At 69.1% G+C, this 23631-nt stretch carries 19 protein-coding genes and 1 tRNA gene; all 20 read right to left on the bottom strand.

Going from position 1 to position 23631, the window contains the following annotated elements; all coding sequences use genetic code 11:
* Window positions 1-124: 124 nt before the first annotated feature.
* The 20 genes from G6553_RS19065 to G6553_RS18970 all read right to left on the bottom strand — a co-directional run bounded on the left by G6553_RS19065 (window position 125) and on the right by G6553_RS18970 (window position 23485).
* The gene (locus G6553_RS19065) at window positions 125-3952 is read right to left on the bottom strand and encodes a DNA-directed RNA polymerase subunit beta' (RefSeq protein WP_166196445.1); all 3828 of its coding nucleotides are present in this window, start codon (window positions 3950-3952) and stop codon (window positions 125-127) included.
* 84 nt (window positions 3953-4036) lie between these two features.
* Window positions 4037-7516 carry a DNA-directed RNA polymerase subunit beta gene (rpoB, locus tag G6553_RS19060; protein WP_166196443.1) on the bottom strand — a complete coding sequence of 1160 codons (3480 nt, stop codon included), beginning with the start codon at window positions 7514-7516 and terminating at the stop codon, window positions 4037-4039.
* A 235-nt stretch (window positions 7517-7751) separates the two neighbouring features.
* On the bottom strand, window positions 7752-8531 hold the full coding sequence (locus G6553_RS19055; RefSeq protein WP_166196441.1) for a DnaJ domain-containing protein: 780 nt from the start codon (window positions 8529-8531) through the stop codon (window positions 7752-7754).
* Entirely contained in the window at window positions 8528-9070 is a 543-nt protein-coding gene (locus G6553_RS19050) for a hypothetical protein (protein WP_166196439.1), read from the bottom strand. The genes G6553_RS19055 and G6553_RS19050 overlap by 4 nt, the downstream gene beginning before the upstream one ends.
* A 41-nt stretch (window positions 9071-9111) precedes the next feature.
* On the bottom strand, window positions 9112-10401 hold the full coding sequence (locus G6553_RS19045) for an MlaD family protein (protein ID WP_166196437.1): 1290 nt from the start codon (window positions 10399-10401) through the stop codon (window positions 9112-9114).
* Complete coding sequence (locus G6553_RS19040) at window positions 10398-11906, bottom strand: MCE family protein (RefSeq protein WP_166196435.1); 1509 nt, start codon at window positions 11904-11906, stop codon at window positions 10398-10400. Before G6553_RS19040 ends, G6553_RS19045 begins: the two co-directional genes overlap by 4 nt.
* On the bottom strand, window positions 11903-13039 hold the full coding sequence (locus G6553_RS19035) for an MCE family protein (protein WP_166196412.1): 1137 nt from the start codon (window positions 13037-13039) through the stop codon (window positions 11903-11905). The genes G6553_RS19040 and G6553_RS19035 overlap by 4 nt, the downstream gene beginning before the upstream one ends.
* Window positions 13036-14016: an MCE family protein gene (locus G6553_RS19030; RefSeq protein ID WP_166196410.1), complete on the bottom strand. Its 981-nt coding sequence runs from the start codon at window positions 14014-14016 to the stop codon at window positions 13036-13038. The genes G6553_RS19035 and G6553_RS19030 overlap by 4 nt, the downstream gene beginning before the upstream one ends.
* A gap of 73 nt (window positions 14017-14089) precedes the next feature.
* The gene (locus G6553_RS19025) at window positions 14090-15124 is read right to left on the bottom strand and encodes an MCE family protein (RefSeq protein ID WP_166196408.1); all 1035 of its coding nucleotides are present in this window, start codon (window positions 15122-15124) and stop codon (window positions 14090-14092) included.
* Window positions 15121-16401: an MCE family protein gene (locus G6553_RS19020; protein WP_166196406.1), complete on the bottom strand. Its 1281-nt coding sequence runs from the start codon at window positions 16399-16401 to the stop codon at window positions 15121-15123. The genes G6553_RS19025 and G6553_RS19020 overlap by 4 nt, the downstream gene beginning before the upstream one ends.
* Before the next feature lie 4 nt (window positions 16402-16405).
* On the bottom strand, window positions 16406-17233 hold the full coding sequence (locus tag G6553_RS19015) for an ABC transporter permease (protein WP_166196405.1): 828 nt from the start codon (window positions 17231-17233) through the stop codon (window positions 16406-16408).
* A gap of 4 nt (window positions 17234-17237) precedes the next feature.
* Window positions 17238-18023 (bottom strand): ABC transporter permease, encoded by a 786-nt coding sequence (locus G6553_RS19010; RefSeq protein ID WP_166196403.1) that lies wholly within the window; start codon window positions 18021-18023, stop codon window positions 17238-17240.
* A 6-nt stretch (window positions 18024-18029) separates the two neighbouring features.
* Complete coding sequence (locus G6553_RS19005; protein WP_166196401.1) at window positions 18030-18983, bottom strand: ABC transporter ATP-binding protein; 954 nt, start codon at window positions 18981-18983, stop codon at window positions 18030-18032.
* A 299-nt stretch (window positions 18984-19282) separates the two neighbouring features.
* A complete protein-coding gene (gene rplL / locus G6553_RS19000; RefSeq protein WP_166196399.1) occupies window positions 19283-19675 on the bottom strand; it encodes a 50S ribosomal protein L7/L12 in 393 nt (130 codons plus the stop codon).
* 84 nt (window positions 19676-19759) lie between these two features.
* Window positions 19760-20401 carry a 50S ribosomal protein L10 gene (rplJ, locus tag G6553_RS18995; protein WP_166196397.1) on the bottom strand — a complete coding sequence of 214 codons (642 nt, stop codon included), beginning with the start codon at window positions 20399-20401 and terminating at the stop codon, window positions 19760-19762.
* Between the two features lie 282 nt (window positions 20402-20683).
* Complete coding sequence (gene rplA / locus G6553_RS18990) at window positions 20684-21406, bottom strand: 50S ribosomal protein L1 (protein WP_166196395.1); 723 nt, start codon at window positions 21404-21406, stop codon at window positions 20684-20686.
* 115 nt (window positions 21407-21521) lie between these two features.
* Window positions 21522-21950 (bottom strand): 50S ribosomal protein L11, encoded by a 429-nt coding sequence (gene rplK, locus G6553_RS18985; RefSeq protein WP_028637305.1) that lies wholly within the window; start codon window positions 21948-21950, stop codon window positions 21522-21524.
* A gap of 196 nt (window positions 21951-22146) precedes the next feature.
* Window positions 22147-23052 carry a transcription termination/antitermination protein NusG gene (gene nusG, locus G6553_RS18980; protein WP_166196393.1) on the bottom strand — a complete coding sequence of 302 codons (906 nt, stop codon included), beginning with the start codon at window positions 23050-23052 and terminating at the stop codon, window positions 22147-22149.
* A gap of 46 nt (window positions 23053-23098) precedes the next feature.
* A complete protein-coding gene (secE, locus tag G6553_RS21900; RefSeq protein WP_166196391.1) occupies window positions 23099-23350 on the bottom strand; it encodes a preprotein translocase subunit SecE in 252 nt (83 codons plus the stop codon).
* 62 nt (window positions 23351-23412) lie between these two features.
* A tRNA-Trp gene (locus tag G6553_RS18970) sits at window positions 23413-23485 on the bottom strand.
* Between the last annotated feature and the right edge of the window lie 146 nt (window positions 23486-23631).

The following is a 23631-nucleotide window of genomic DNA, read 5'->3' as shown; positions in this document are numbered from 1 at the left end:
CCTGCCAGCACGACCTTCATGCCGGCATCCTGCCCGAGCCCGGCCCAGGCACGTCCGGAAATGACGGGAACCCCGTCACGCAGCGCGTGACGGGGTTCCCGGTTCGATCCTCAGGGCCGGTGCCTCAGGACTGGTACGACCCGAAGTCGAAGTCGTCCAGGGCGACGGCCTGGCCGCCGTTGGCACCGAACTCGTAGTCGTAGGAGTCGTAACCGGTGACGGAGTACGCCGCGGCGCGAGCCTCCTCGGTGGGCTCCACCCGGATGTTGCGGTACCGCTCGAGGCCGGTACCAGCCGGGATCAGCTTGCCGATGATCACGTTCTCCTTCAGACCGCGCAGCGAGTCCGAGCGGCCGTGGATCGCTGCGTCGGTGAGGACGCGGGTGGTCTCCTGGAAGGAGGCCGCCGAGAGCCACGACTCGGTCGCCAGCGAGGCCTTGGTGATGCCCATGAGCACCGGGCGACCCGAGGCCGGCTTGCCGCCCTCGGAGACCACGCGCCGGTTCTCCTCCTCGAAGATCACGCGGTCGACGAGGTCGGACGGCAGCAGGTTCGTGTCGCCGGACTCGATGACCGTCACCCGGCGCAGCATCTGCCGGACGATGATCTCGATGTGCTTGTCGTGGATCGCCACGCCCTGCGAGCGGTACACGTTCTGCACCTCGTCCACCAGGTGCTCCTGCGCCTTGCGGACACCCAGGATCCGCAGGACGTCCTGCGGGTCCGGCGTGCCGGAGGTGAGGTGGTGGCCGACCTCGATGTGGTCGCCGTCCGCCACGTTGAGGCGCGAGCGCTTCGACACGGCGTACTCCTGGACCTCCGAGCCGTCGTCCGGGGTGACCAGGACCTTGCGGGCCTTGTCGGTCTCCTCGATCTCGACGCGGCCGGCGGCCTCGGCGATCGGCGTACGACCCTTGGGCGAGCGGGCCTCGAAGAGCTCGACCACGCGGGGCAGACCCTGCGTGATGTCGTCCGCGGAGGCCACACCACCGGTGTGGAAGGTACGCATGGTCAGCTGCGTGCCGGGCTCACCGATCGACTGGGCGGCGATGATGCCGACCGCCTCGCCGATGTCGACGAGCTTGCCGGTGGCCAGCGAGCGGCCGTAGCACTTGGCACAGGTGCCGGTGCGGGCGTCGCAGGTCAGCACGGAGCGGACCTTGACCTCCTCGATGCCGGCCGCGATCAGCTCGGCGATCTTGACGTCACCGAGGTCGCCACCGGCCTCGACCAGCACGTCGCCGGTCTCGGGGTGGGTGACCTCGACGGCGGCCGAGCGGGCGTACGCCGCGGTCTCGGCGTTCTCCGCCTTGACCACGGAGCCGTCCTCACGACGCTCGCCGATCCGCTTGGGCAGACCACGCTCGGTGCCGCAGTCGTCCTCGCGGATGATGACGTCCTGGGAGACGTCCACCAGACGACGGGTCAGGTAGCCCGAGTCGGCGGTCCGCAGCGCGGTGTCCGCCAGACCCTTGCGGGCACCGTGCGTCGCGATGAAGTACTCCAGGACCGTCAGGCCCTCGCGGAAGTTCGACTTGATCGGGCGCGGGATGATCTCGCCCTTCGGGTTGGCCACCAGGCCACGCATGGCGGCCACCTGCCGGATCTGGTTCATGTTTCCGGAGGCACCCGAGTCGACCATCATGTAGATCGGGTTGGCGCGGTCGAAGTTCTTCTCCATCGCCTTGCCGACCTCGTTGGAGGCCTCGGTCCAGATCTCGATGAGCTCCTGGCGGCGCTCCTCGTCGGTGACCAGACCGCGCTCGAACTGCTTTTGGACCTTCGCCGCCTGCGCCTCGTAGGAGGAGAGGATCTCCTTCTTGTCGGCGGGGGTGACGACGTCCTCGATCGACACGGTGACGCCGGAGAAGGTGGCCCAGCGGAAGCCGGTGTCCTTCAGGGCGTCCAGCGACGCGGCGACCTCGACCTTGGTGTAGCGCTCGGCCAGGTCGTTGACGATCGCGCCGAGCTGCTTCTTGCCCACCTCGTAGTTCACGAAGGGGTAGTCGATCGGCAGGGTGTCGTTGAACAGCACGCGGCCGAGCGTGGTGTCGAGGGTGCCCTCGTCCTCCACCCGGACCTTGATCCTGGACTGCACCGAGATCTCGCCGCGGTCGAAGGCCATGATCGCCTCGGCCGGGGACGAGAAGGCACGGCCCTCGCCCGGCTCGCCCTCACGGTCGGTGGTGAGGAAGAACAGGCCGATGATCATGTCCTGCGTCGGCATGGTCACGGGGCGACCGTCCGACGGCTTGAGGATGTTGTTCGTCGACAGCATCAGGATCCGGGCCTCGGCCTGCGCCTCCGCGGAGAGCGGCAGGTGGACGGCCATCTGGTCGCCGTCGAAGTCGGCGTTGAACGCCGAGCAGACGAGCGGGTGGATCTGGATGGCCTTGCCCTCGATCAGCTGCGGCTCGAAGGCCTGGATGCCGAGGCGGTGCAGCGTGGGCGCACGGTTGAGCAGCACCGGGTGCTCGGTGATGACCTCTTCGAGGACGTCCCACACGACCGGGCGCGCGCGCTCGACCATCCGCTTGGCGGACTTGATGTTCTGCGCGTGCGAGAGGTCGACGAGCCGCTTCATGACGAACGGCTTGAACAGCTCCAGCGCCATCTGCTTGGGCAGACCGCACTGGTGCAGCTTCAGCTGCGGACCCGACACGATGACCGAACGGCCCGAGTAGTCCACGCGCTTGCCGAGCAGGTTCTGGCGGAAGCGACCCTGCTTGCCCTTGAGCATGTCCGAGAGCGACTTCAGCGGCCGGTTGCCCGGGCCGGTGACGGGGCGACCACGGCGGCCGTTGTCGAACAGCGAGTCGACGGCCTCCTGGAGCATCCGCTTCTCGTTGTTGACGATGATCTCGGGCGCGCCGAGGTCGAGCAGCCGCTTGAGGCGGTTGTTGCGGTTGATGACGCGGCGGTACAGGTCGTTGAGGTCGGAGGTGGCGAAGCGGCCACCGTCGAGCTGCACCATCGGACGCAGGTCCGGCGGGATGACCGGGACGGCGTCGAGCACCATGCCCTGCGGCTTGTTGCCCGTCTTGCGGAACGCGTCGACGACCTTGAGCCGCTTGAGCGCGCGGACCTTCTTCTGGCCCTTGCCGTTGGCGATGGTGTCGCGCAGCGACTCCACCTCCGCGGCGATGTCGAAGGACTCGAGGCGCTTCTGGATCGCCGTGGCGCCCATGTGGCCCTCGAAGTACTTGCCGAACCAGTTCTTCATCTCGCGGTAGAGCATCTCGTCGCCCATGAGGTCCTGGACCTTGAGCGACTTGAAGGTGTTCCACACCTCGTCGAGACGGTCGATCTCGCGCTGCGCACGGTCGCGCAGCTGCTTCATCTCCCGCTCGGCGCCGTCCTTGACCTTGCGGCGCTGGTCGGCCTTGGCACCCTCGGCCTCGAGGGCCGCGAGGTCCTCCTCGAGCTTCTTGGCGCGGTCCTCGATGGAGGTGTCGCGCCGCTTCTCGAGGCGCTCGCGCTCGAGCTGCACCTTGCCCTCGAGCGAGGCCAGGTCGCGGTGGCGAGCGTCCTCGTCGACGGAGGTGATCATGTACGCCGCGAAGTAGATGACCTTCTCGAGGTCCTTCGGCGCCAGGTCGAGCAGGTAGCCGAGCCGGCTGGGGACACCCTTGAAGTACCAGATGTGGGTCACGGGCGCGGCGAGCTCGATGTGGCCCATGCGCTCGCGACGCACCTTGGAGCGGGTCACCTCGACGCCGCAGCGCTCGCAGATGATGCCCTTGAAGCGCACGCGCTTGTACTTGCCGCAGTAGCACTCCCAGTCCCGGGTGGGACCGAAGATCTTCTCGCAGAAGAGGCCGTCACGCTCGGGCTTGAGCGTGCGGTAGTTGATGGTCTCCGGCTTCTTGACCTCGCCGTGGCTCCACGTGCGGATGTCGTCCGCGGTGGCCAGGCCGATCTGGAGCTGGTCGAAGAAGTTCACATCGAGCACGATGGCTGTTGTCCTTCGTTAGTTCTGGAAAGCAAGCTGTGGACCGAGGGCGGCCGGCGCGCTCGCGCGCGCCGGCCGCGCACCTCAGACTTCTTCGACCGAGCTGGGCTCGCGACGCGACAGGTCGATGCCGAGCTCCTCGGCGGCGCGGAAGACGTCCTCCTCCGCGTCACGGAGCTCGATCTGCGAGCCGTCCTGGCTGAGCACCTCGACGTTCAGGCAGAGCGACTGCATCTCCTTGACGAGCACCTTGAACGACTCCGGGATGCCGGAGTCGGGGATGTTCTCGCCCTTGACGATCGCCTCGTAGACCTTGACGCGACCGGGCACGTCGTCGGACTTGATCGTGAGCAGCTCCTGCAGGGCGTAGGCGGCGCCGTACGCCTCCATCGCCCAGACCTCCATCTCGCCGAACCGCTGGCCACCGAACTGGGCCTTACCACCCAGGGGCTGCTGCGTGATCATCGAGTAGGGGCCGGTGCTGCGCGCGTGGATCTTGTCGTCCACGAGGTGGTGCAGCTTGAGGATGTACATGTAGCCGACCGACACCGGGTCCGGGAACGGCTCGCCGGAGCGGCCGTCGAACAGGTGCGCCTTGCCGGACTCGTCGATCATCCGCACGCCGTCGCGGTTGGGGATCGTCGAGCCGAGCAGGCCGGTGATCTCGTCCTCGCGGGCACCGTCGAACACCGGGGTCGCGACCTTGGTGTTCGGGTCGGCCTTGTCCACGCCGATCTTGATCAGGCGCTGCTTCCACTTCGAGCTGTCCGGGTCGCCCGACAGGTTGAGGTCCCAACCCTGCTTGGCGAGCCAGCCGAGGTGGAGCTCGAGGATCTGGCCGATGTTCATCCGTCGCGGGACACCCAGCGGGTTCAGCACGACGTCGACCGGGGTGCCGTCCTCCATGAACGGCATGTCCTCGATCGGCAGGATCTTCGCGATGACGCCCTTGTTGCCGTGGCGGCCGGCGAGCTTGTCACCGACGGAGATCTTGCGCTTCTGCGCGACGTAGACGCGGACCAGCTGGTTCACGCCCGGCGGCAGCTCGTCGCCCTCCTCGCGGTCGAAGACCCGGACGCCGATGACGGTGCCGGACTCGCCGTGCGGGACCTTCATCGAGGTGTCGCGCACCTCGCGCGCCTTCTCGCCGAAGATCGCGCGGAGCAGGCGCTCCTCGGGGGTCAGCTCGGTCTCACCCTTGGGCGTGACCTTGCCGACGAGGATGTCACCGGTCGTGACCTCGGCGCCGATGCGGATGATCCCGCGCTCGTCGAGGTCGGCCAGCATCTCCTCGGAGACGTTCGGGATGTCCCGGGTGATCTCCTCGGGGCCGAGCTTGGTGTCGCGGGCGTCGACCTCGTGCTCCTCGATGTGGATCGAGGTGAGGACGTCCTCCTGCACCAGGCGCTGGCTGAGGATGATCGCGTCCTCGTAGTTGTGGCCCTGCCACGGCATGAACGCCACGAGCAGGTTGGTGCCCAGCGCCATCTCGGCGTCGTCGGTGCACGGGCCGTCCGCGATCGGGCTGCCGGCCTCGAGCCGGTCGCCCTCGCTCACCAGCGGGCGCTGGTTGATGCAGGTGCCCTGGTTGGAGCGGCGGAACTTCGCCAGGCGGTAGGTCGAGTAGGTCCCGTCGTCGTTCATCGTCTCGACGATGTCGGCGGAGACCTGCTTGACCACACCGGCCTTGTCGGCCGTGACCACGTCACCGGCGTCGACGGCGGCGCGGTACTCGATGCCGGTGCCGACCAGCGGGCTGTCGCTCGTGATGAGCGGGACGGCCTGGCGCTGCATGTTGGCGCCCATGAGCGCACGGTTGGCGTCGTCGTGCTCGAGGAACGGGATCAGGGCGGTCGCGACCGACACCATCTGGCGCGGCGAGACGTCCATGTAGTCGACCTCGGCGGCGAGGATCTCGGAGACCTCACCGTCGCGCTGGCGGACCAGCACGCGCTCCTCGACGAACCGACCGTCGTCGTCCATGGCCGCGTTGGCCTGGGCGATGACGTACCGGTCCTCGTCGTCCGCGGTCAGGTAGTCGATGTGGTCGGTGACCACACCGTCCTCGACCTTGCGGTACGGCGTCTCGACGAAGCCGAACGGGTTGATCCGCCCGTACGACGCGAGCGAGCCGATCAGGCCGATGTTCGGGCCTTCCGGCGTCTCGATCGGGCACATGCGGCCGTAGTGCGACGGGTGGACGTCGCGGACCTCCATGCCGGCGCGGTCACGGGACAGACCACCGGGGCCGAGCGCCGAGAGGCGACGCTTGTGCGTCAGACCGGCGATCGGGTTGGTCTGGTCCATGAACTGCGAGAGCTGCGAGGTGCCGAAGAACTCCTTCAGCGCCGCGACCACGGGACGGATGTTGATCAGGGACTGCGGCGTGATGGCCTCGACGTCCTGGGTCGTCATCCGCTCGCGGACCACGCGCTCCATGCGGGCCAGGCCCGTGCGGAGCTGGTTCTGGATGAGCTCGCCGACCGTGCGCATCCGGCGGTTGCCGAAGTGGTCGATGTCGTCGGCGCTGATGTCGAGGGCACCCTGGGGCGCCTCGACCTGCTCCTGGCCGTCGTGCAGGGCGACGATGTACTTGATCGCCGCGACGATGTCCTCGATGGTCAGCGTCTGCTGGTCGAAGGCCTCGGTCAGGCCGAGCTTCTTGTTGATCTTGTAGCGACCGACCTTGGCGAGGTCGTAGCGCTTGGGGTTGAAGTAGTAGTTGTTCAGCAGCGTCTGCGCGGCCTCGCGCGTCGGCGGCTCGCCCGGGCGGAGCTTGCGGTAGATGTCGAGCAGCGCGTCGTCCTGCGCCTGGGTGTTGTCCTTCTCCAGGGTCAGCTCGATCGACTCGTAGACGGTGCCGTCGGGACGACGGAACTCCTCGAGAATCTGCTCGGTCGTCATGCCGAGCGCCTTGAGCAGGACGGTGACGTTCTGCTTCCGCTTGCGGTCGAGGCGGACGCCGACCAGGTCGCGCTTGTCGATCTCGAACTCCAGCCACGCGCCGCGGCTCGGGATCAGCTTGGCGGTGTAGATGTCCTTGTCGGACGTCTTGTCGGCCGCGCGCTCGAAGTAGACGCCCGGCGAGCGGACGAGCTGGCTGACGACGACACGCTCGGTGCCGTTGATGATGAACGTGCCCTTGTCGGTCATGAGCGGGAAGTCGCCCATGAAGACCGTCTGGCCCTTGATCTCACCGGTGTCGTTGTTGGTGAACTCGGCGGAGACGTAGAGCGGGGCGGAGTAGGTGAAGTCCTTCTCCTTGCACTCGTCGACCGTGTACTTCGGGTCGTAGAACACAGGGTTCTCGAACGAGAGCGACATCGTCTCGGAGAAGTCCTCGATCGGGGAGATCTCCTCGAAGATCTCCTGCAGACCGGACTTGCTCGAGACGTCCTCGCCCTCGGCACGCCGCCGCTCGACGGTGGCGTTCCACTTGTCGTTGCCGATCAGCCAGTCGAAGCTGTCGGTCTGGAGGGAGAGGAGCTGCGGGACCTCGATCGGGTCCTGGATCTTGTTGAACGAGATGCGGCGGGGGTTGCCAGAGGTGGTGCGCGCGGCCAAGAGGTGTCCTTCGAGGATCGCTGCCAGAGTGGCGCCCGAGCCCCCCACTAGATCAGCCACCGGGCAGGCCGAAATGCATCTGAGGGCAGGCGCAAAGCGCCACGATACACCAATCCGGGGCGCGCGACAATGTCGGCAGGCGCCTCACGGACGATCGTCCGCGACGATGATGCGTGCTGCCCGGTCCCGGGTCAAGCACCCCGCTCCCCCGGCACGTCGCCCGCCCCCTGAGGGGTCAGTCGAGCGGGGTGGTGTCCAGGCCGTCGACGAGCCAGTCGCCGTCGCGCTCGACCATGGTCACGGTGACCTGGTCGTAGCTGGTCTGCGGCTCCTCGTAGTCCTTGCGCTCGGTGCTCCGGTCGAGGAAGACGAGGACGTCGACGCGGGTGCCGTCGTCGTCGGTGCGCACCAGCGCGGAGTCCAGCACCCGGCCGGTCACGACCGTCTCGGTGCTCGGGGCGTTGTCGCTGATGACGTCGAAGAGCCGGTCGTACTCCTCGCGGTAGGACGGGGTGAGGTAGGAGCGCGCGGTGGCGCGGTCCTCCTCGAGCCGCTCGTGGGAGAACGACAGCACCGGCACGATCGCCTGCTCCGCACGGGCCTGCGCGGTGCGCGCGGCGTCCTCGACGGCGTCCTCGCTGGTGCCGAGGTCGGACGCGAGCCACACCGCGAGCGCCACCGAGCCGGCGGCCAGGAGGGCGACCACCGCGAGCAGCCAGCTCGGGACGGAGCGGCCGGCCGAGGGGGCGGGCTCCACGCCAACCGCCGGCTCGGGCTCGGCCTCGGGCTCGGGCTCGGCCCCAGGCCCGGGCTCGGGCGGTACGACGGCCGCGAGCTCGGCGTCGTGGGCGGCCCGGCGCGCGGGGTCGAGCAGCACCTCGGCGGCCTGGTTGGCCGAGCGGAAGCGACCGTCGGTGGGGTCGAGGTCGGCGATCGCGGTCTTCCACGCCGCGCGGATCTCGGCGTCGGACGCGGTCGGCTCGACACCGAGGACGTCGTACCAGCTGGGGGTCACGGGGCCGCCTCCTCCTCGGCGACGACCGGGTCGAAGTCGTCGACCAGCCACTCGCCCTCGCTGCGCACCAGCTCGACCCGGACCCGGAAGGACACCGGCTCGTCCTCGACGCGCGGCCCGTCGGGCTCCGCGCCGCGGCGCGGGTAGCTGCTGGTGAAGGAGCCGGCGACCAGCGCGGTCGCCTTGTCCCCGGCCAGGTCGGAGACGCCGGCGGCGAACACCTCGGCCGTGCGGCCGACGCGCGCCTCGACGACGGTCTGCTCGGCGGCGACGACGCCCTGCTCGAAGGAGGTGCGGAACTTCGGGGTCATCACCTCGCCGACCAGCTCGCGGTACTCCGGCATCTGCTCGCCCTCGAGCTGGTCGGGGCCGTAGGTGTTGAGCCGCAGCATGAACTGGCGCGCCTGCGCCATGACGGCCTCGCGGTCGGCCTGGACCTCGTCGGCGTCCCCCAGGACGCCGGACCACCGCACGACGCCGAGGACCAGCGAGGTCACCAGGCCGAGGGCCAGCACGCCGCCCAGGACGGCCAGCAGCACGGACCGGAAGCGGCTCGGGGCGGCAGGCGTGCGGTCGCCCGTCACTCCCCGGTCGCCATCAGCGGTGCGAGGTACAGCCACTTCCACGAGTCCTTCCCCAGCGTCGACGGCGCCACGGTACTGGCCGTCCGCGGGGCCGAGGCCGCCCGGTCACCCCAGGTGACCTCGCCGGTCTCCTGGTCGTAGGAGGCCACCACCGGCGCGCGGTAGCTGGCGGCGGCGGACTTCTGGAGGTTCTGCGCGCCGCGGGCGTTGCTGACCGCGGCCGGCTCGGTGCAGCGGGCGTCCTCGTCCATCGGGATGTCGGCGCGGTCCTGCGGGTTCCGCTTCTCGCTGCCGTCGTAGCCGGCCTGGCAGACCTTCTTGGTGGTGAGGATGAGGCCGAAGTGCGCGTCGTACAGCCCTGTCTCGGGGGTCTTGGACACGACGGTGAAGCCGCCCTCCACCGCGTAGGGGTAGACGACCAGCAGCTGCTTGATGCCGTCGAGGTGGCGCACGGTGATCTCGCCGGTCGTGACCAGGTTGTTGAGCAGGTCGCCGAGCTCGACCTGGTTCTGCTCCAGGAAGGTGCGCAGCTGGGTGGCCGTCCCCGAGCCGACGTCGATGAGGCGGCGCAGGTCCTTGTCCGCCCCGGCGAGCGCGCCGCTGAACAGCGAGAGCTGCGAGGCGAAGGTCCGCAGCGCGCTCTGGGTGTCGAGCTGGGTGTTGAGCACCGTGTTGCTGTCGCGGATGAGCGCGGTCGTCAGGTCGAAGTTCGCGTCGGCCTCGGCGATGAAGGAGTTGCCGGTGTCGATGATCTTCTGGAGGTCCTCGCCGGTGCCGTCGAAGGCCGTGCCGAGCTCGTTGATGGTGGTCCGCAGCGCCTCCTGGTCGACCGAGGAGGCCGTGTCGGAGATGTCGGCCAGCAGCTTCTCGGTGCGGATCGGGGTGCGGGTGTCCTCGCGGTCGATCTCGGAGCCGTCCTCGAGGGCCGGGCCGTCGTCGACCTTGGGCTGGAGCTCGACGTACTGCTCGCCGACCGCCGAGCGGTTGCCGACCAGGGCGACGGTGTCGGCCGGGATGTCGTCGTGCTCGTTGTCGATCTCGAGGTGGACGTCGACCCCGGAGCCGGTGAGCACCAGCTTGTCGACGCGGCCGACTCCGACGCCGCGGTAGGTCACCTCGCCGCCGGCGAAGATGCCGCCCGACTCCTCGAAGTGCGCGACGACCGTGTAGGCGTCGTCGATGACGAGCCGGTCGAGCCGGGCGTAGCGGGCTCCCACGAAGCTCACGCCGACCAGCGTGATGACGACGAAGACCAGCAGCTGGATCTTGGTACGACGCGTGATCACCGCGCAGCCTCCCTCTGGACCAGCGACGGCACGAGCAGGGTCACCAGCGCCGGGTCGTAGACGTCCATCAGCTGGCCCATCGTCGGGCCGCGGCCGGGCTCGGCGGGACCGGTCGGCCCGCCCTCGGCGGTCGGCCCGAAGGGTGCGCGCGGCAGCCCGAGCAGGTCGCCCAGCGCCCCGAGGCCGCCACCGTCGCCGTTGCCGTCGACGTCGCCGCCGAGGGGCAGCGGGAGGCCCGGGACCTGGTTGAGGATCGTGCAGACCGTGACGTTCTTGTTCTTGGGCTTCGCGCACTCCTCGCGCAGCTCGAGCAGCAGCTGCACGTTGCCGAGGACCTTCTGGCAGGCCTTGCTGGAGAGGCTCAGGCTCTGGAGGCACTTGAGCACGTTGCCGACGACCGCCGTCGGGGCGATCTCGGTCGGCAGCAGCGTGGGCAGCGAGGTCGGGATCCCGGTCGTGCCGCCACGGGCGTCGATGTCGAGCTGCACCGAGAGGTTGGTGTAGTCACCCATGTGCAGGTTCCGCGCGACCTGGGGGTCGCGGCCGACGACCTCGTCGACGAACGGGTAGGTCAGGAAGACGTTGAAGGAGTCCACCAGCGCGTCGCCGGAGTTCGCGAGCTGGGTGAGCACGGGCTGGAGCTGGCGCACCGACTCGATGGTGGCGTCCTTGGAGGCACTGATCACCCGGACGCCGACGTCGCCGAGGTCGTCGAGCGCGCGGAGCATCTTCACCAGGTCACCACGCTGCTGGTCCAGCGAGTCGATCGCGCTGGGCAGCTCGTCGAGGGCCAGGTCGATGGTGTCCTGCTGCTCGTCGACGTCGATCGCCAGCTGGTTGAGCGACTCGATCGCCGCGACGATGTCGGCGCGGTTCTCGTCGAGCGTGCCGACCAGGCGCCGCACCTGGGTCAGCACCGAGCGCGCGGAGTCCTCGCGACCCTCGAGGGCGAGGTTGAGCTCGCCGGCGATGGTCTTGAGCTGGGCGACGCCGCCACCGTTGAGGACCAGGCTCAGCGCGCCCAGCACCTCCTCGACCTCCGGGTTGCGTCCGGTCCGCTCGATCGGGATCTCGTCGCCGTCGCTGAGCAGCTCGGTGGTGCGGCTGTCCTCCGGCGTCTCGAGGGAGACGAACTTCTCGCCGAGGAGGCTGGTCTGGCGGATCTCGGCGACGGCGTCGGCCGGCAGCTCGGTGTCGCCGCGGACCTCGAGGGTGACCACGGCGGTCTCCCCCTCCAGCTCCACGTCGGTCACCATGCCGACGCTGACGTCGTTGACCTTGACCGTCGACTGCGGCACGAGGTCCAGGACGTCGGTGAACTCCACCGAGAGCGTCATCGGGTCGTCGCCCGTGCTGGTCCCGCCAGGAAGCGGCAGCTTGTAGACGTCGAAGTCGCACCCGGTCAGGAGCACCGAGCCCAGGGCGACCGCCGCCGCGGCGCGTCCGACGCGGCCGAGGCCGGCGGGACGACCAAGGGACCGGCCGGTTGGACGACGCAGTCTCATCGGGTCACCTCCACGAGCCCACCGAGGCTCAGGTCGAACCGCTTGCCCGACGAGGAGCCGGTGCCGGCACCGAAGGGGACCGAGCGGGGCAGGATCGAGTCCAGCAGGTTGCAGATCGAGCCGCTGTCGTCGACCTGGTTGACGATGCTGCACAGCACGATCGAGGGATCGCTGATCAGCTCGTCGGCGAGGTGGCCGATGTTGGCGTTCACGTCGAGGGTGCCGGCCTGCGGGTTGTAGGTCATGGCCAGGTTGTTCAGCGCCAGCGGCGCGGTGGCCAGCGTCTCGTCGAGAGCCGCACGCTGCTTGACCAGCACCTTCGCCACCCGGTTGAGGCCCGTGATGTTGCGGCCGAGGGAGTCGCGGTTGGTCTTCACGAAGTCGCCGACCTGGCCGAGCGCGACCGAGAGGTTGCGCAGCGCCGCGGTCAGCTCCTGCCGCTCGTCGGCCAGCAGGGAGGACACCGAGCCGAGCGAGCCGTTGAAGTCGCGCACGGTCTGGTCATTCTCGGCGAGGGTCCCGATGAAGCCCTGGAGCTCGGCGAGGGAGCCGAACAGCTCCTCCTTGTTGTTGTCCAGCGTGGCGGAGAACCGGCCGAAGTCCTTGATCGTCTGGTTGAGCTTCGCGCCCTCGCCGGCGAAGTTCTCCGCGGTCACCTCGAGCAGGTCGGTGAGCGCACCGTCCTTGTTCGCCCCGTTCGGGCCGAGCGCGACGGTGAGGTCGTCGATGCTGGAGTAGATGTCGTCGAGCTCGATCGGCACCTCGGTGCGACCTTCGTCGAGGATCGTGCCGTCGGCCATGACGTCGCCGCCCTCGTACGCCGGGGTGAGCTGGACGTAGCGGTCGCCCACGATCGACGGGGCGACCAGGACGGCCTGCGCGTCGGTCGGCAGCTTCACCTCGGCGTCGTAGCGCATGGTGACCGCGACCTTCGTGCCGTCCGGCTCGACCTTCTCCACCTGGCCGATCGGCACGCCGAGCACCCGCACGTCGCTGCCCTCGTAGAGCGACACCGTCCGGGGGAACTGCGCCACCAGCGTCTTGGTGCCCGAGCCGCCGAAGACGGTGAGGGCGAAGACGACGACCAGCGCGACGAGGAGCAGGGGCACCAGGACCCGCTTGAGGAGCGTCATCCGAGTCCACCTCCGTTCGCCAGGTCCGGCACCGGCGGCAGGTTCTGGATGTAGGTGTCGAACCAGGGACCGTTGCCGAGCGTGTTGGCGAAGACGCGGTAGAAGGGCGCCATCAGCCGCAGGCTGTTGTCGATGTTGTCCTCGTTCTTGGTCAGCACGGCCACGACGCTCTCCAGGTTCGCCAGCGCGGGCGCGAGGTCCTTGCGGGTCCCCTTCACGAGCGCGGTCAGCTCCTGCGACAGCGTGGAGGTCGCCACGAGCAGCCGGTGCACCGAGTCGCGGCGCTTGAGCAGCGCGCGGAACAGCACGTCGGCGTCGTTCATCAGGTCGACGAGGTCGCCGTCGCGCTCGTCGAGCACCGACGAGACCCGGCGCAGGTTCTTCAGCAGCGAGTTCAGCTCGGTGTCGCGCGAGGCGATCGTCTCCGAGAGCGCCGAGACGCCGTCGAGCGCCTCGCGGAACTCCTCGGGCGTGTTGCGGGTCAGGTCGGCCAGCGTGGTCAGCGAGGCCGCCAGCTGGTCGGTGTCGATGTCGGCGGAGGTCTCGGCCAGCCCCTCGAACGCCTCGACCACGTCGTACGGCGCGGTCGTGCGCTCCTGCGGGATCGTGCTCCCGGCCTCGAGCTGGCCCTGGCCCGCGGGCTCGAGCGCGAGGTACATCGCGCCCAGCAGGGTCTTGACCCGGATCGAGGCCTGGGTGAGGTCGCCGAACTCGGAGTCGGTCTTGATCTTGAACGCCACGTCGACCTCGCCGTCCTCGAGGGTGACGCTCTCGACCTTGCCGACGCGGACGCCGGCGATGCGGACCTCGTCGTCGGCCTTGAGGCCACCGGCCTCGGCGAACCGGGCGTGGTAGGTCTCGCCGCCGCCGATGATCGGCAGGTCCTGGGCGCGGAAGGCGGCCATCAGGAGGGCCACCAGCACCAGGATGCTGACCAGCCCGATGATCACGGGGTTGCGCTCGCGGAACGGCTTCATCGGGGTCCCCTCGGAAGCGTGAGCGCAGCGAGCGCAGCCAGCGGAAGGAGCGGTCTCGTGGGGTGTGGTGACTTCATCCCAGATCACACCTCTCCGACCCGACGGAGTAGGTCAGCGGGACCGAGATGTTCGCAGGCAGGCGCACGTTGCCCTTGAAGTGGCACAGGTAGAAGTTGAAGAACGAGCCGTAGATCGCGGTGCGGCCCACCTTGTTCAGCTTGATCGGCAGCACCTGCAGGGCGCGGTCGAGCTCGGCCTTGTTGTCGTCGATGTTCTTGGTCACCCGTCGCAGCTGCTTGATGTCCTCGATGAAGGGCGTGCGGATCCCCTTGACCAGGTCGGCGGTCTCGTCGGAGAGCTCGGAGATCTGGTCGAGCGAGGACAGGATCGCCTGCCGGTCGGTCTTGAGCCCGCCGACGAACTGGCGGAAGTTCACGATGAGCTCCGAGAGCTGGTCGTCGCGGTCCCCGAGCCGCTCGAGGACCTGGTCGAGGTTGCCGATGAGGTCGCCGATGACCTGGTCCCGGTCCGCCAGGGTCTGGGTGACGGACGCGGTGCTGGCGAGCAGCCCCTCGAGCGTGCCGCCCTCGCCCTGGAAGACCTGGACGATCTCGTAGGAGAGCTTGTTGATGTCGTCGGGCGACAGCGCCTGGAACAGCGGCTTGAAGCCGTTGAACAGCACCGTCAGGTCCAGCGCCGGCGAGGTCCGGTCCACCGGGATCGTGGCGCCGTCCTCGAGCCCGTCGGTCGCGCCGATGCCCTGGGTCAGCGAGATGTAGCGCTGGCCGACCAGGTTGCGGTAGCGGATCGAGGCGTTGGTGGCCTCGCTGAGCGCGATGTCCTCCTCGACGGTGAACGTCACCTGCGCCCGGGTCCGGTCGACGATGTCCACGCCCTCGACGGTGCCGACCTTGACGCCGGCGACGCGGACGTCGTCGCCCTCGACCACGCCGGTCGCATCGACGAAGACCGCCTTGTACTCCCGGGTCGGCCCGAAGGAGAGGTTGCCGATGATCACGACGAGCAGGCCGGTCGCCAACGCCGTGACCACCATGAAGACCACCAGCTTGGTGAGGTCGCCGGCGGTGCGCTTGTCGAGCAGGCTCATCGCACCGACACCTCCGCCCCGCGGGCCATGGGGGCCACCAGGAGCGGCCCCAGGTCGTCGACCGACTCGGGCGTGGTGCCCAGACCCGGTGCCAGCAGGCTCTTCAGCACGGTCGACTCGGCCGGGCTGCCGGCGTACCCCTGCCCGGCGGCGAGGAAGCCGGGGGCGACGCGGGAGGTCCCCTTGCCGGTCGGCTCGTCGATGCCGTCGCGGAAGTCGGGCTGGTGGCGCACGGGGTTGTCCTGGCTCCAGGGCGGGTTCGGCAGGTGCAGGCAGTTGGGTCCGCGGTCGTCGGCGTAGACCGGGGCGTCGGCGGGCGTGTAGGGCCGCGGCTGGTTCGGCAGCACCTCGATGACGATGTGCAGCTCGAAGCCGCGGAACGCCTCGGCCTGTCGCTTGCCGGCGTTGACGAGCCCGCGCAGCAGGCAGGGGAACTGCGGGGAGTACTTCGACAGCGTGCGCAGGAACGGCTCGCCCACCTCGCCGAGGCGGATCAGGTTCTGCTCGTTGTCGTCGAGGAACGTCCCGGCGACCTCGGAGAACGACGACACGTCGTTGAAGAGGGCGTTCAGCTTGTCCTCGCGGTCCTCGAGCGTGCCGGTGGTCAGGACGGTGTCCTCGAGGATCGAGCCGACCTCTGGCAGCACGTCGGAGTAGACCTGGGAGACCTCGGCCGTCAGCCGGAGGTCCTCGACCAGCCGCGGGATCTCGGGGTTGATCCGCTTGAGGTAGCTGTCCAGCGTCTCGAGGTTCTCCCCCAGCGCCTCGCCGCGACCCTCGAGCGCGGTCGCGATCGCGGTGAGCGTCCGGTTGAGCTGGGCCGGCTGGACCGTCCGCAGCAGCGGGTAGAGGTCCGAGAGGACCTCCTCGACCTCGGTCGAGACCTCGGTGCGCTCGATCGTGGCGCCGGGCTCGATCGGCTCGTCGTCGGCGTCCTCCGGGATGACGAGGGAGACGTACTTCTCGCCGAAGAGGGTCTTGGGGACGATCGAGCCGGTCACGTTCGCCGGGATCGTGTCGCGCTTGCCCTGGTGGAGGCCGAGGGTGACCTCGGCGCCGTCGGAGTCGGCCTCGTAGTCGAGCACCTCGCCGACGATGACGCCACGGATCTTGACGTCCGCGCGCTGCGGGAGCTGCAGGCCGATGCTCGAGGTCCGCAGGGTCACCTCGTCGTAGGTGGCGAACTTCTTGGTGAAGACGCCGTAGACGAGCCAGACGGACAGCACGATCAGCGCCAGGAAGGCGATGCCGAGCAGCTTGGTGCGACGCAGGATCATGACCTCACCCCGCCAGTCTCACGGTCGTGGTGGTGCCCCAGATCGCCATCGACAGGAACAGGTCGATGACGTTGATGGCCACGATGCTGGTGCGGACCGCGCGGCCCACGGCCACGCCCACCCCGGCCGGGCCGCCGGAGGCGTTGTAGCCGTGGTAGCAGTGGATGAGGATGACGACGACGGCGAAGACCAGCACCTTGCCGAAGGACCAGAGGACGTCCTCCGGTGGCAGGAACCTGTTGAAGTAGTAGTCGTAGGTGCCGGTCGACTGCCCGTAGAACTGCGTGACCACGAGCCGGCTGGCGAAGTACGACGACAGCAGCCCCACGACGTACAACGGGATGATCGCGATCAGGCCGCCGATGACGCGCGTCGCCACCAGGAACGGCATCGAGGGGATCGCCATCACCTCGAGGGCGTCGACCTCCTCGGAGATCCGCATGGCGCCGAGCTGGGCGGTGAAGCCGCAGCCGACGGTCGCCGCGAGCGCGATGCCGGCGACCAGCGGGGCGATCTCGCGGGTGTTGAAGTACGCGGAGACGAAGCCGGAGAACGCCGCCGTGCCGAGCTGGTTGAGCGCGGCGTACCCCGAGAGCCCGACCTGCGCGCCGGTGAAGAACGTCATGCCGATGATGACGCCGACCGTGCCGCCGATGACGGCGAGCGCGCCGGAGCCGAGGGTGACCTCGGCGAGGATCCGCATGATCTCGCGCGGGTAGCGCGCGACCGAGCGGGGCGTCGCCTTGAGCACGCGCAGGTAGAACGCGAGCTGGCCGCCCAGGGTGTCGAGCTGGCCCAGCGGTCGCTGCACCACGGACTTGATGCTGGCCACGGGATCAGCCTGTCTTCGGGGGCACGAGCTGGAGGTAGATCGTGCTCAGGACGAAGTTGACGATGAAGAGGAGCAGGAAGGTGATGACGACCGACTCGTTGACCGCGTCGCCGACCCCCTTCGGTCCGCCGCCGGCGTTCATGCCCTTGTACGCCGCGACGATGGCCGCGATGAACCCGAACACCAGCGCCTTGAGCATGCCGATCCACAGGTCGGGCAGCTGCGCCAGGGCGGTGAAGCTGGCCAGGTAGGCGCCGGGAGTGCCGTCCTGGAGGACCACGTTGAAGACGTAGCCACCGGCCACGCCGACGACGCTGACCATGCCGTTGAGGAAGACCGCGACGAGCATGCAGGCGAGCACGCGCGGGACGACGAGCCGCTGGATCGGGTCGATGCCCAGCACCATCATCGCGTCGAGCTCCTCGCGGATGCGCCGCGCGCCGAGGTCGGCGGCGATCGCCGAGCCGCCGGCGCCCGCGATGAGCAGCGCGGTCGCGATCGGACCGGCCTGCTGGATGACCGCGAGCACCGACGCCGAGCCGGTGAACGACTGCGCGCCGAACTGCTTGATCAGGCCGCCGACCTGCAGCGCGATGACCGCGCCGAAGGGGATGGCGACCAGCGCGGTCGGGATGATGGTGACCGACGCGATGAACCAGGCCTGCTGGAGGAACTCGCGCAGCTGGAACGGGCGCCGGAACAGCCCGCGGCCGACGTCGAGGCCGAAGGCGAAGAGCTTCCCCGCGGTCCCGACAGGGCGGAGGACGCGGGTCGCGGTGAGCGGGGCCAAGGTGCCTCAGCCGCCCGTCGTCATGGTCATGTTCTCCTCGAACGACCCCGGAGGCGGGGTGATGCCGTGCTCACGGCACCAGGAGCCGGGCTCGCGCTGGCTGCGGCGCGGGATGCCGTTGGAGGGCTCGAGCTGCATCGGGATCGGCGGCAGCGGCGGCAGCTCCTGGTCGGCCTCGGCCGCGAGCTCGTCGGCGTCCTTCTCCTCCGACATGCCGATCGGGCCGACGCGCTGGGCGTTGAGGAACTGGCGCACCACCGGCTCCTCGGAGCTCAGCAGCATCTCGCGCGGGCCGAACATCGCCAGGTGCTTGTGGTAGAGCAGGCCGATGTTGTCCGGCACGGTCCGGGCGGTGTTGATGTCGTGGGTGACGATGAGGAACGTCGCGTCGATCTGCGCGTTCAGGTCGACGATGAGCTGGTTGAGGAACGCGGTGCGGACCGGGTCCAGGCCGGAGTCGGGCTCGTCGAAGAGCACGATCTCGGGGTCGAGCACGAGCGCGCGCGCCAGGCCGGCGCGCTTGCGCATGCCACCGGAGATCTCGCCCGGGAGCTTGTCCTCGGCGCCGAGGAGGCCGACGAGGTCCATCTTCTCCATGACGATCGAGCGGATCTCGGACTCGGACTTCTTGGTGTGCTCGCGCAGCGGGAAGGCGACGTTGTCGTAGAGGTTCATCGAGCCGAACATCGCGCCGTCCTGGAACAGCACGCCGAACAGCTTGCGGATCTCGTAGAGCTCCTTCTCCGAGCAGCTCGCGATGTCGGTGCCCTCGATGATGATCGAGCCCTTGTCGGGCTTGAGCAGCCCGATGAGCGTCTTGAGGAAGACCGACTTGCCGGTGCCGGAGGGGCCCAGCATCACGCAGATCTCGCCGGCGGGGACCGTGAGGGTGACGTCGCCCCAGATGAGCTGCTTGCCGAAGGACTTGCTCAGGTCCTCGACCTTGATCTCCACGCCCATGTCAGTCCCTCTCCCCAAGCCGGGTGGCCCCGTCGTCACGACGAGGCGCGGTGCGGCGCACGGCGCGTCCCCCGAGCCCCACTCGTCGGTAACAACGGATCGTCCGCGGCGAGGTTACGCGACGAGGCGACGTGCGTCACGTGACGGATGTCTCGTGAGACCGAACCGAGACGTTCGACCCGCGGCCACTCCCCGGCCGGGCTGACCTGCACAAATGACACCGGGGCGGCCACCTCCCGAAGGAGGCGGCCGCCCCGGTGCAGCGGTCCGCGCCGGTCACCCGGCGCGGACCGACGAGGTCACTTGAGGGTGACGGTGGCGCCGGCGCCCTCGAGGGCCTCCTTGGCCTTCTCCGCGGCGTCCTTGGCGACCTTCTCGAGGATGGCCTTGGGGGCCGACTCCACGAGCTCCTTGGCCTCCTTCAGGCCGAGCGAGGTCAGGGCGCGGACCTCCTTGATGACGTTGATCTTCTTGTCACCAGCGGACTCGAGGACGACGTCGAACTCGTCCTGCTCGGCAGCGGCCTCGCCGCCGCCGGCGGCACCGCCGGCAGCCGGGGCAGCGGCGACGGCGACCGGGGCGGCCGCGGTGACGCCGAAGGTGTCCTCGAACTGCTTCACGAACTCGGAGAGCTCGATGAGGGTCATCTCCTTGAACGCGTCGAGGAGCTCGTCGGTGGTGAGCTTCGCCATGATGGCAACCTTTCGGATCGGTTGGCCCGCCGCGTCGTGAGCGGCCGGGCCGGGTTTCAGGTGGTGGTGGTACTCAGCCCTGGATCAGGCTTCGGTGGCTGAGTCGTCAGCCGGGGCAGCCTCGTCGGCGGCCGGAGCGGCCTCCGCCTCGGCAGCCGGGGCCTCCTCGGCGGCGGCCGGCGCGCCGGCACCACCTGCGAGGATCGAGGGGTCCTCCTCGGCCTTCGCCTGCAGCGCACCCGCGAGACGGGCGGCCTGGGCGAGCGGGGCGTTGAGGAGGTAGACGGCCTGGCTGAGCGACGCGAGCATCGCGCCGGCCAGCTTGCCCAGGAGCACCTCGCGGGACTCGAGGTCCGCCAGCTTGGCGATCTCCGAGGCGTCGAGGGGCTTGCCGTCCAGGACGCCACCCTTGATGACCAGGGTGGGGTTGGCCTTGGCAAAGTCACGCAGACCCTTGGCCGCCTCGACCACGTCGCCGTTGATGAAGGCGATGGCGGTCGGGCCGGTCAGCAGGTCGTCGAAGCCTTCGATGCCCACCTCGGTGGCGGCGATCTTGGCCAGCGTGTTCTTGACCACGGCGTAGTTGGCGTTCTCGCCGAGGGAGCGCCGCAGGTCCTGCAGCTGCTTCACGGTGAGACCGCGGTACTCGGTCAGCACAGCACCGGCGGAATCGTTGAACGACTCAACGATCTCCGCGACGGCTGCCTGCTTGTCTGCCCGCGCCATGGGTCTCCTTCCGGGTGTCGACCACCGCGTCCGGCCCCGGAACGACGAACGCCCCGAGCGCGGGCGCTCAGGGCGTGGTGCGATCCTCGGGAGGATCTCGCTCTGCTCACCTGCGCTGGTCGTCCGCGTCCGCGGAACCTTCGGTCGTGCTGCTGATGCACCACGGCAACCGGCGGTCTCTGGTTTCAGGACGGAACTCTACGGGCGGCCGGGAGCGCCGCCAAATCGACGCCGCCCCGGTCACCTGCTGGCGACCGGGGCGGCGTGCGGAGCGGGAGGGGCTCAGGCCGAGGCGCCCTCGTCCTCCTGCGCGACGTTCTTGGTGCGGTTCGGGTCCACCTGGATGCCCGGGCCCATCGTCGTGGAGACGGTGACCTTCTTGACGTACCGGCCCTTGGAGCTGGCCGGCTTGAGGCGGAGGACCTCCTCCAGCGCCGCGGCGTAGTTCTCCGCGAGCTGGACCTCGGAGAAGGAGGCCTTGCCGATGATGAAGTGCAGGTTGGCGTGGCGGTCCACGCGGAACTCGATCTTGCCGCCCTTGATGTCGGTCACGGCCTTCGCCACGTCCGGCGTCACCGTGCCGGTCTTCGGGTTCGGCATGAGGCCGCGGGGGCCGAGCACGCGGCCGAGGCGGCCGACCTTGCCCATCATGTCGGGAGTCGCGACCACGGCGTCGAAGTCGAGCCAGCCGCCGGCGACCTTCTCGATCAGCTCGTCGCCACCCACGACGTCGGCGCCGGCCTCACGGGCGGCCTCGGCCTTGTCGCCGTTCGCGAAGACGAGGACCTTGGCGGTCTTGCCGGTGCCGTGCGGCAGGTTGACGGTGCCGCGGACCATCTGGTCGGCCTTGCGCGGGTCGACGCCGAGGCGCATGACCACGTCGACGGTCTCGTCGAACTTCTTCTTCGAGGCGGACTTGGCGATCTTGATCGCGTTCAGCGGGGCGTAGAGCTCGTCCTTGTCGAACGACTCGGCCGCCGCGCGGTAGGTCTTGCTGCGCTGCATGTCTGGGTCTCTTCTCTTCCAGTGTGGTCAGGTGGGCCAGCGCGGCCCTGCCACGGGATGTGTTCGGGTGCCTGCCGGGCAGGCGGGGTGCCGTCGAGGGACGACGCCGAGGGGATCAGTCGGTGGTGACGCCCATGGAGCGGGCGGTGCCCTCGACGATCTTCATCGCGGCGTCGATGTCGTTGGCGTTGAGGTCCGGCAGCTTGGTCTGCGCGATCTCGCGGACCTGGTCCTTGGTCAGCTTGCCGACCTTCTCCTTGTGCGGGACGCCCGAGCCCTTCTGGAGGCCGGCGGCCTTCTTGATGAGCTCCGCGGCCGGCGGGGTCTTGGTGATGAAGGTGAAGCTGCGGTCCTCGTAGATCGTGATCTCGACCGGGATCACGTTGCCGCGCATGGACTCCGTCTGGGCGTTGTAGGCCTTGCAGAACTCCATGATGTTCACGCCGTGCGGACCGAGGGCGGTACCCACCGGCGGGGCCGGCGTCGCGGCGCCGGCCTGGAGCTGCACCTTGACCAGCGCAGCGATCTTCTTCTTGGGAGGCATGCTCTGTCTCTTTCTCTTCCGTGGTCATGACGAGGACGTACGTCGTCCTCTGCCACCTGCTGTTGCGCGAGCAACCGCACCATTGTGCGGCGCGCTGCTCGGTCTGTGGAAATCGTGGTGCTGCGGGCGTCCGGGGCCGATCAGCCGTGGCGCTCGCTCGACCCAGCGCGGGTCCGAGCCGGAGCCGTGCTCCGGCTCAGACGCGCTGGATCTGGCTGAAGGAGAGCTCGACCGGGGTCTCGCGGCCGAAGATCTCGACCAGCGCCTTGACGCGCTGGGACTCGGCGTTGATCTCGGTGATCGTGGCGTGCAGCGTGGCGAACGGGCCGTCGACGACCATGACCGAGTCGGAGACGTCGAAGTCGGCGACCTCGACGGGCTTCTTCGCGGTGGTCGCGCCGGCGGCGACCGGGGCGGCGGTGCCGGCGGCAGCGGCCTCGGCCTCGGCGCGGGCGACGACGGCGGGGGCCAGCATGTTCTCGACCTCGGTCATGCTCAGCGGCACCGGCTGGTGGCTGTGGCCGACGAAGCCCGTGACCGAGGGGGTGTGCCGCACGGCGGCCCACGACTCGTCGGTCAGGTCCATGCGGACGAGCACGTAGCCGGGCAGGACGGTCCGCTTGACCATCTTGCGCTGGCCGTTCTTGATCTCCGCGACCTCCTCGGTGGGGACCACGATCTCGTGGATGTAGTCCTCCATGTTCAAGGAGATGATGCGGTTCTCGAGGTTCGACTTCACCCGGTTCTCCATGCCGGAGTAGGTGTGCACGACGAACCAGTCGCCCGGCTTGGCCCACAGCTCGCGGCGGAACGCCTCGAGCGGGTCGTCGTCCGCGGGCTCCTCGGGGGACTCCTCGGCCGCCTCGTCGCCGTCGGCGGCGTCGAGCGCCTGGTCCGCCTGGACCTCTTCGGCCGTGGGCAGGTCGGTCTCGACACCCATGGCCTCGTCGGTGTCCTCGTCGGTGACCTCGGTGTCGAGCGCCGGGTCGAGCGCGACCTCCGAGCCCTCGTCGGGCTGGCCGAAGACGTCCTCCAGCGACGGCTCGTCCGCCGTCGGGGTCGCCTCGGTCTCGTCGTACTGCTCGGACACGTGCTGCTCCATCAGTTGGTCGTCAGGTTGGTCTGGGCCCGGCGCGAGCCGGACCGGGTCACTGGTCGCCGCCGCCGGCAAAGACCTCGAAGGCCAGCTGGCCGAAGCCGAGGTCGAGCAGCGAGACGAGCGCCATCATGAAGAGGACGAAGACCAGGACCACCAGGAAGTAGGTGACCAGCTGCTCCTGGGTCGGGTAGACGACCTTGCGCAGCTCGGCGACGACCTGGCGGTAGAACGTCGCCGGGCCGGTGCGCGGCTTGTCGGCCTTGTCGTCGCGGGTCCCGCGGACGGCGTTGCTGTCCGACACGCCGGTCACCTCTTCTCGATCATGTGCGGTGCTGTCGATCTCTGGGATCTGCAGTCGATCTGCAGGGCACGAGGGACTTGAACCCCCAACCTTCGGTTTTGGAGACCGATGCTCTGCCAGTTGAGCTAGTGCCCTCCGGTGATCTCCGGGCATGCCGAAGCATGGGGCGAGAACACCAGGGGTGGAGTCTACGGGGTCCACCGAGGCGGAGTCCAAACTGCCGCGGAAACCCCCACGAGACGGCCCACCGCCCGCCCCTACGATGGGGCGCATGACCTCCC

This window comes from Nocardioides sp. IC4_145, from assembly GCF_011250565.1.
In the GTDB taxonomy this organism is placed as follows: Bacteria; Actinomycetota; Actinomycetes; order Propionibacteriales; family Nocardioidaceae; genus Nocardioides.
The sequence above is the reverse complement of the archived record's forward strand: the minus strand, read 5'-3'. Positions and strand labels throughout refer to the sequence as shown.

Bases quoted from the DNA above. Each gene is read 5' to 3' on its own strand.
- G6553_RS19040 (WP_166196435.1), bottom strand. From the start codon at position 11,906: ATGAGACTGCGTCGTCCAACCGGCCGGTCCCTTGGTCGTCCCGCCGGC.
- G6553_RS19035 (WP_166196412.1), bottom strand. From the start codon at position 13,039: ATGACGCTCCTCAAGCGGGTCCTGGTGCCCCTGCTCCTCGTCGCGCTG.
- G6553_RS19030 (WP_166196410.1), bottom strand. From the start codon at position 14,016: ATGAAGCCGTTCCGCGAGCGCAACCCCGTGATCATCGGGCTGGTCAGC.
- G6553_RS19025 (WP_166196408.1), bottom strand. From the start codon at position 15,124: ATGAGCCTGCTCGACAAGCGCACCGCCGGCGACCTCACCAAGCTGGTG.
- G6553_RS19020 (WP_166196406.1), bottom strand. From the start codon at position 16,401: ATGATCCTGCGTCGCACCAAGCTGCTCGGCATCGCCTTCCTGGCGCTG.
- G6553_RS19005 (WP_166196401.1), bottom strand. From the start codon at position 18,983: ATGGGCGTGGAGATCAAGGTCGAGGACCTGAGCAAGTCCTTCGGCAAG.
- rplL (WP_166196399.1), bottom strand. From the start codon at position 19,675: ATGGCGAAGCTCACCACCGACGAGCTCCTCGACGCGTTCAAGGAGATG.
- rplJ (WP_166196397.1), bottom strand. From the start codon at position 20,401: ATGGCGCGGGCAGACAAGCAGGCAGCCGTCGCGGAGATCGTTGAGTCG.
- rplA (WP_166196395.1), bottom strand. From the start codon at position 21,406: ATGCAGCGCAGCAAGACCTACCGCGCGGCGGCCGAGTCGTTCGACAAG.
- rplK (WP_028637305.1), bottom strand. From the start codon at position 21,950: ATGCCTCCCAAGAAGAAGATCGCTGCGCTGGTCAAGGTGCAGCTCCAG.
- nusG (WP_166196393.1), bottom strand. From the start codon at position 23,052: ATGGAGCAGCACGTGTCCGAGCAGTACGACGAGACCGAGGCGACCCCG.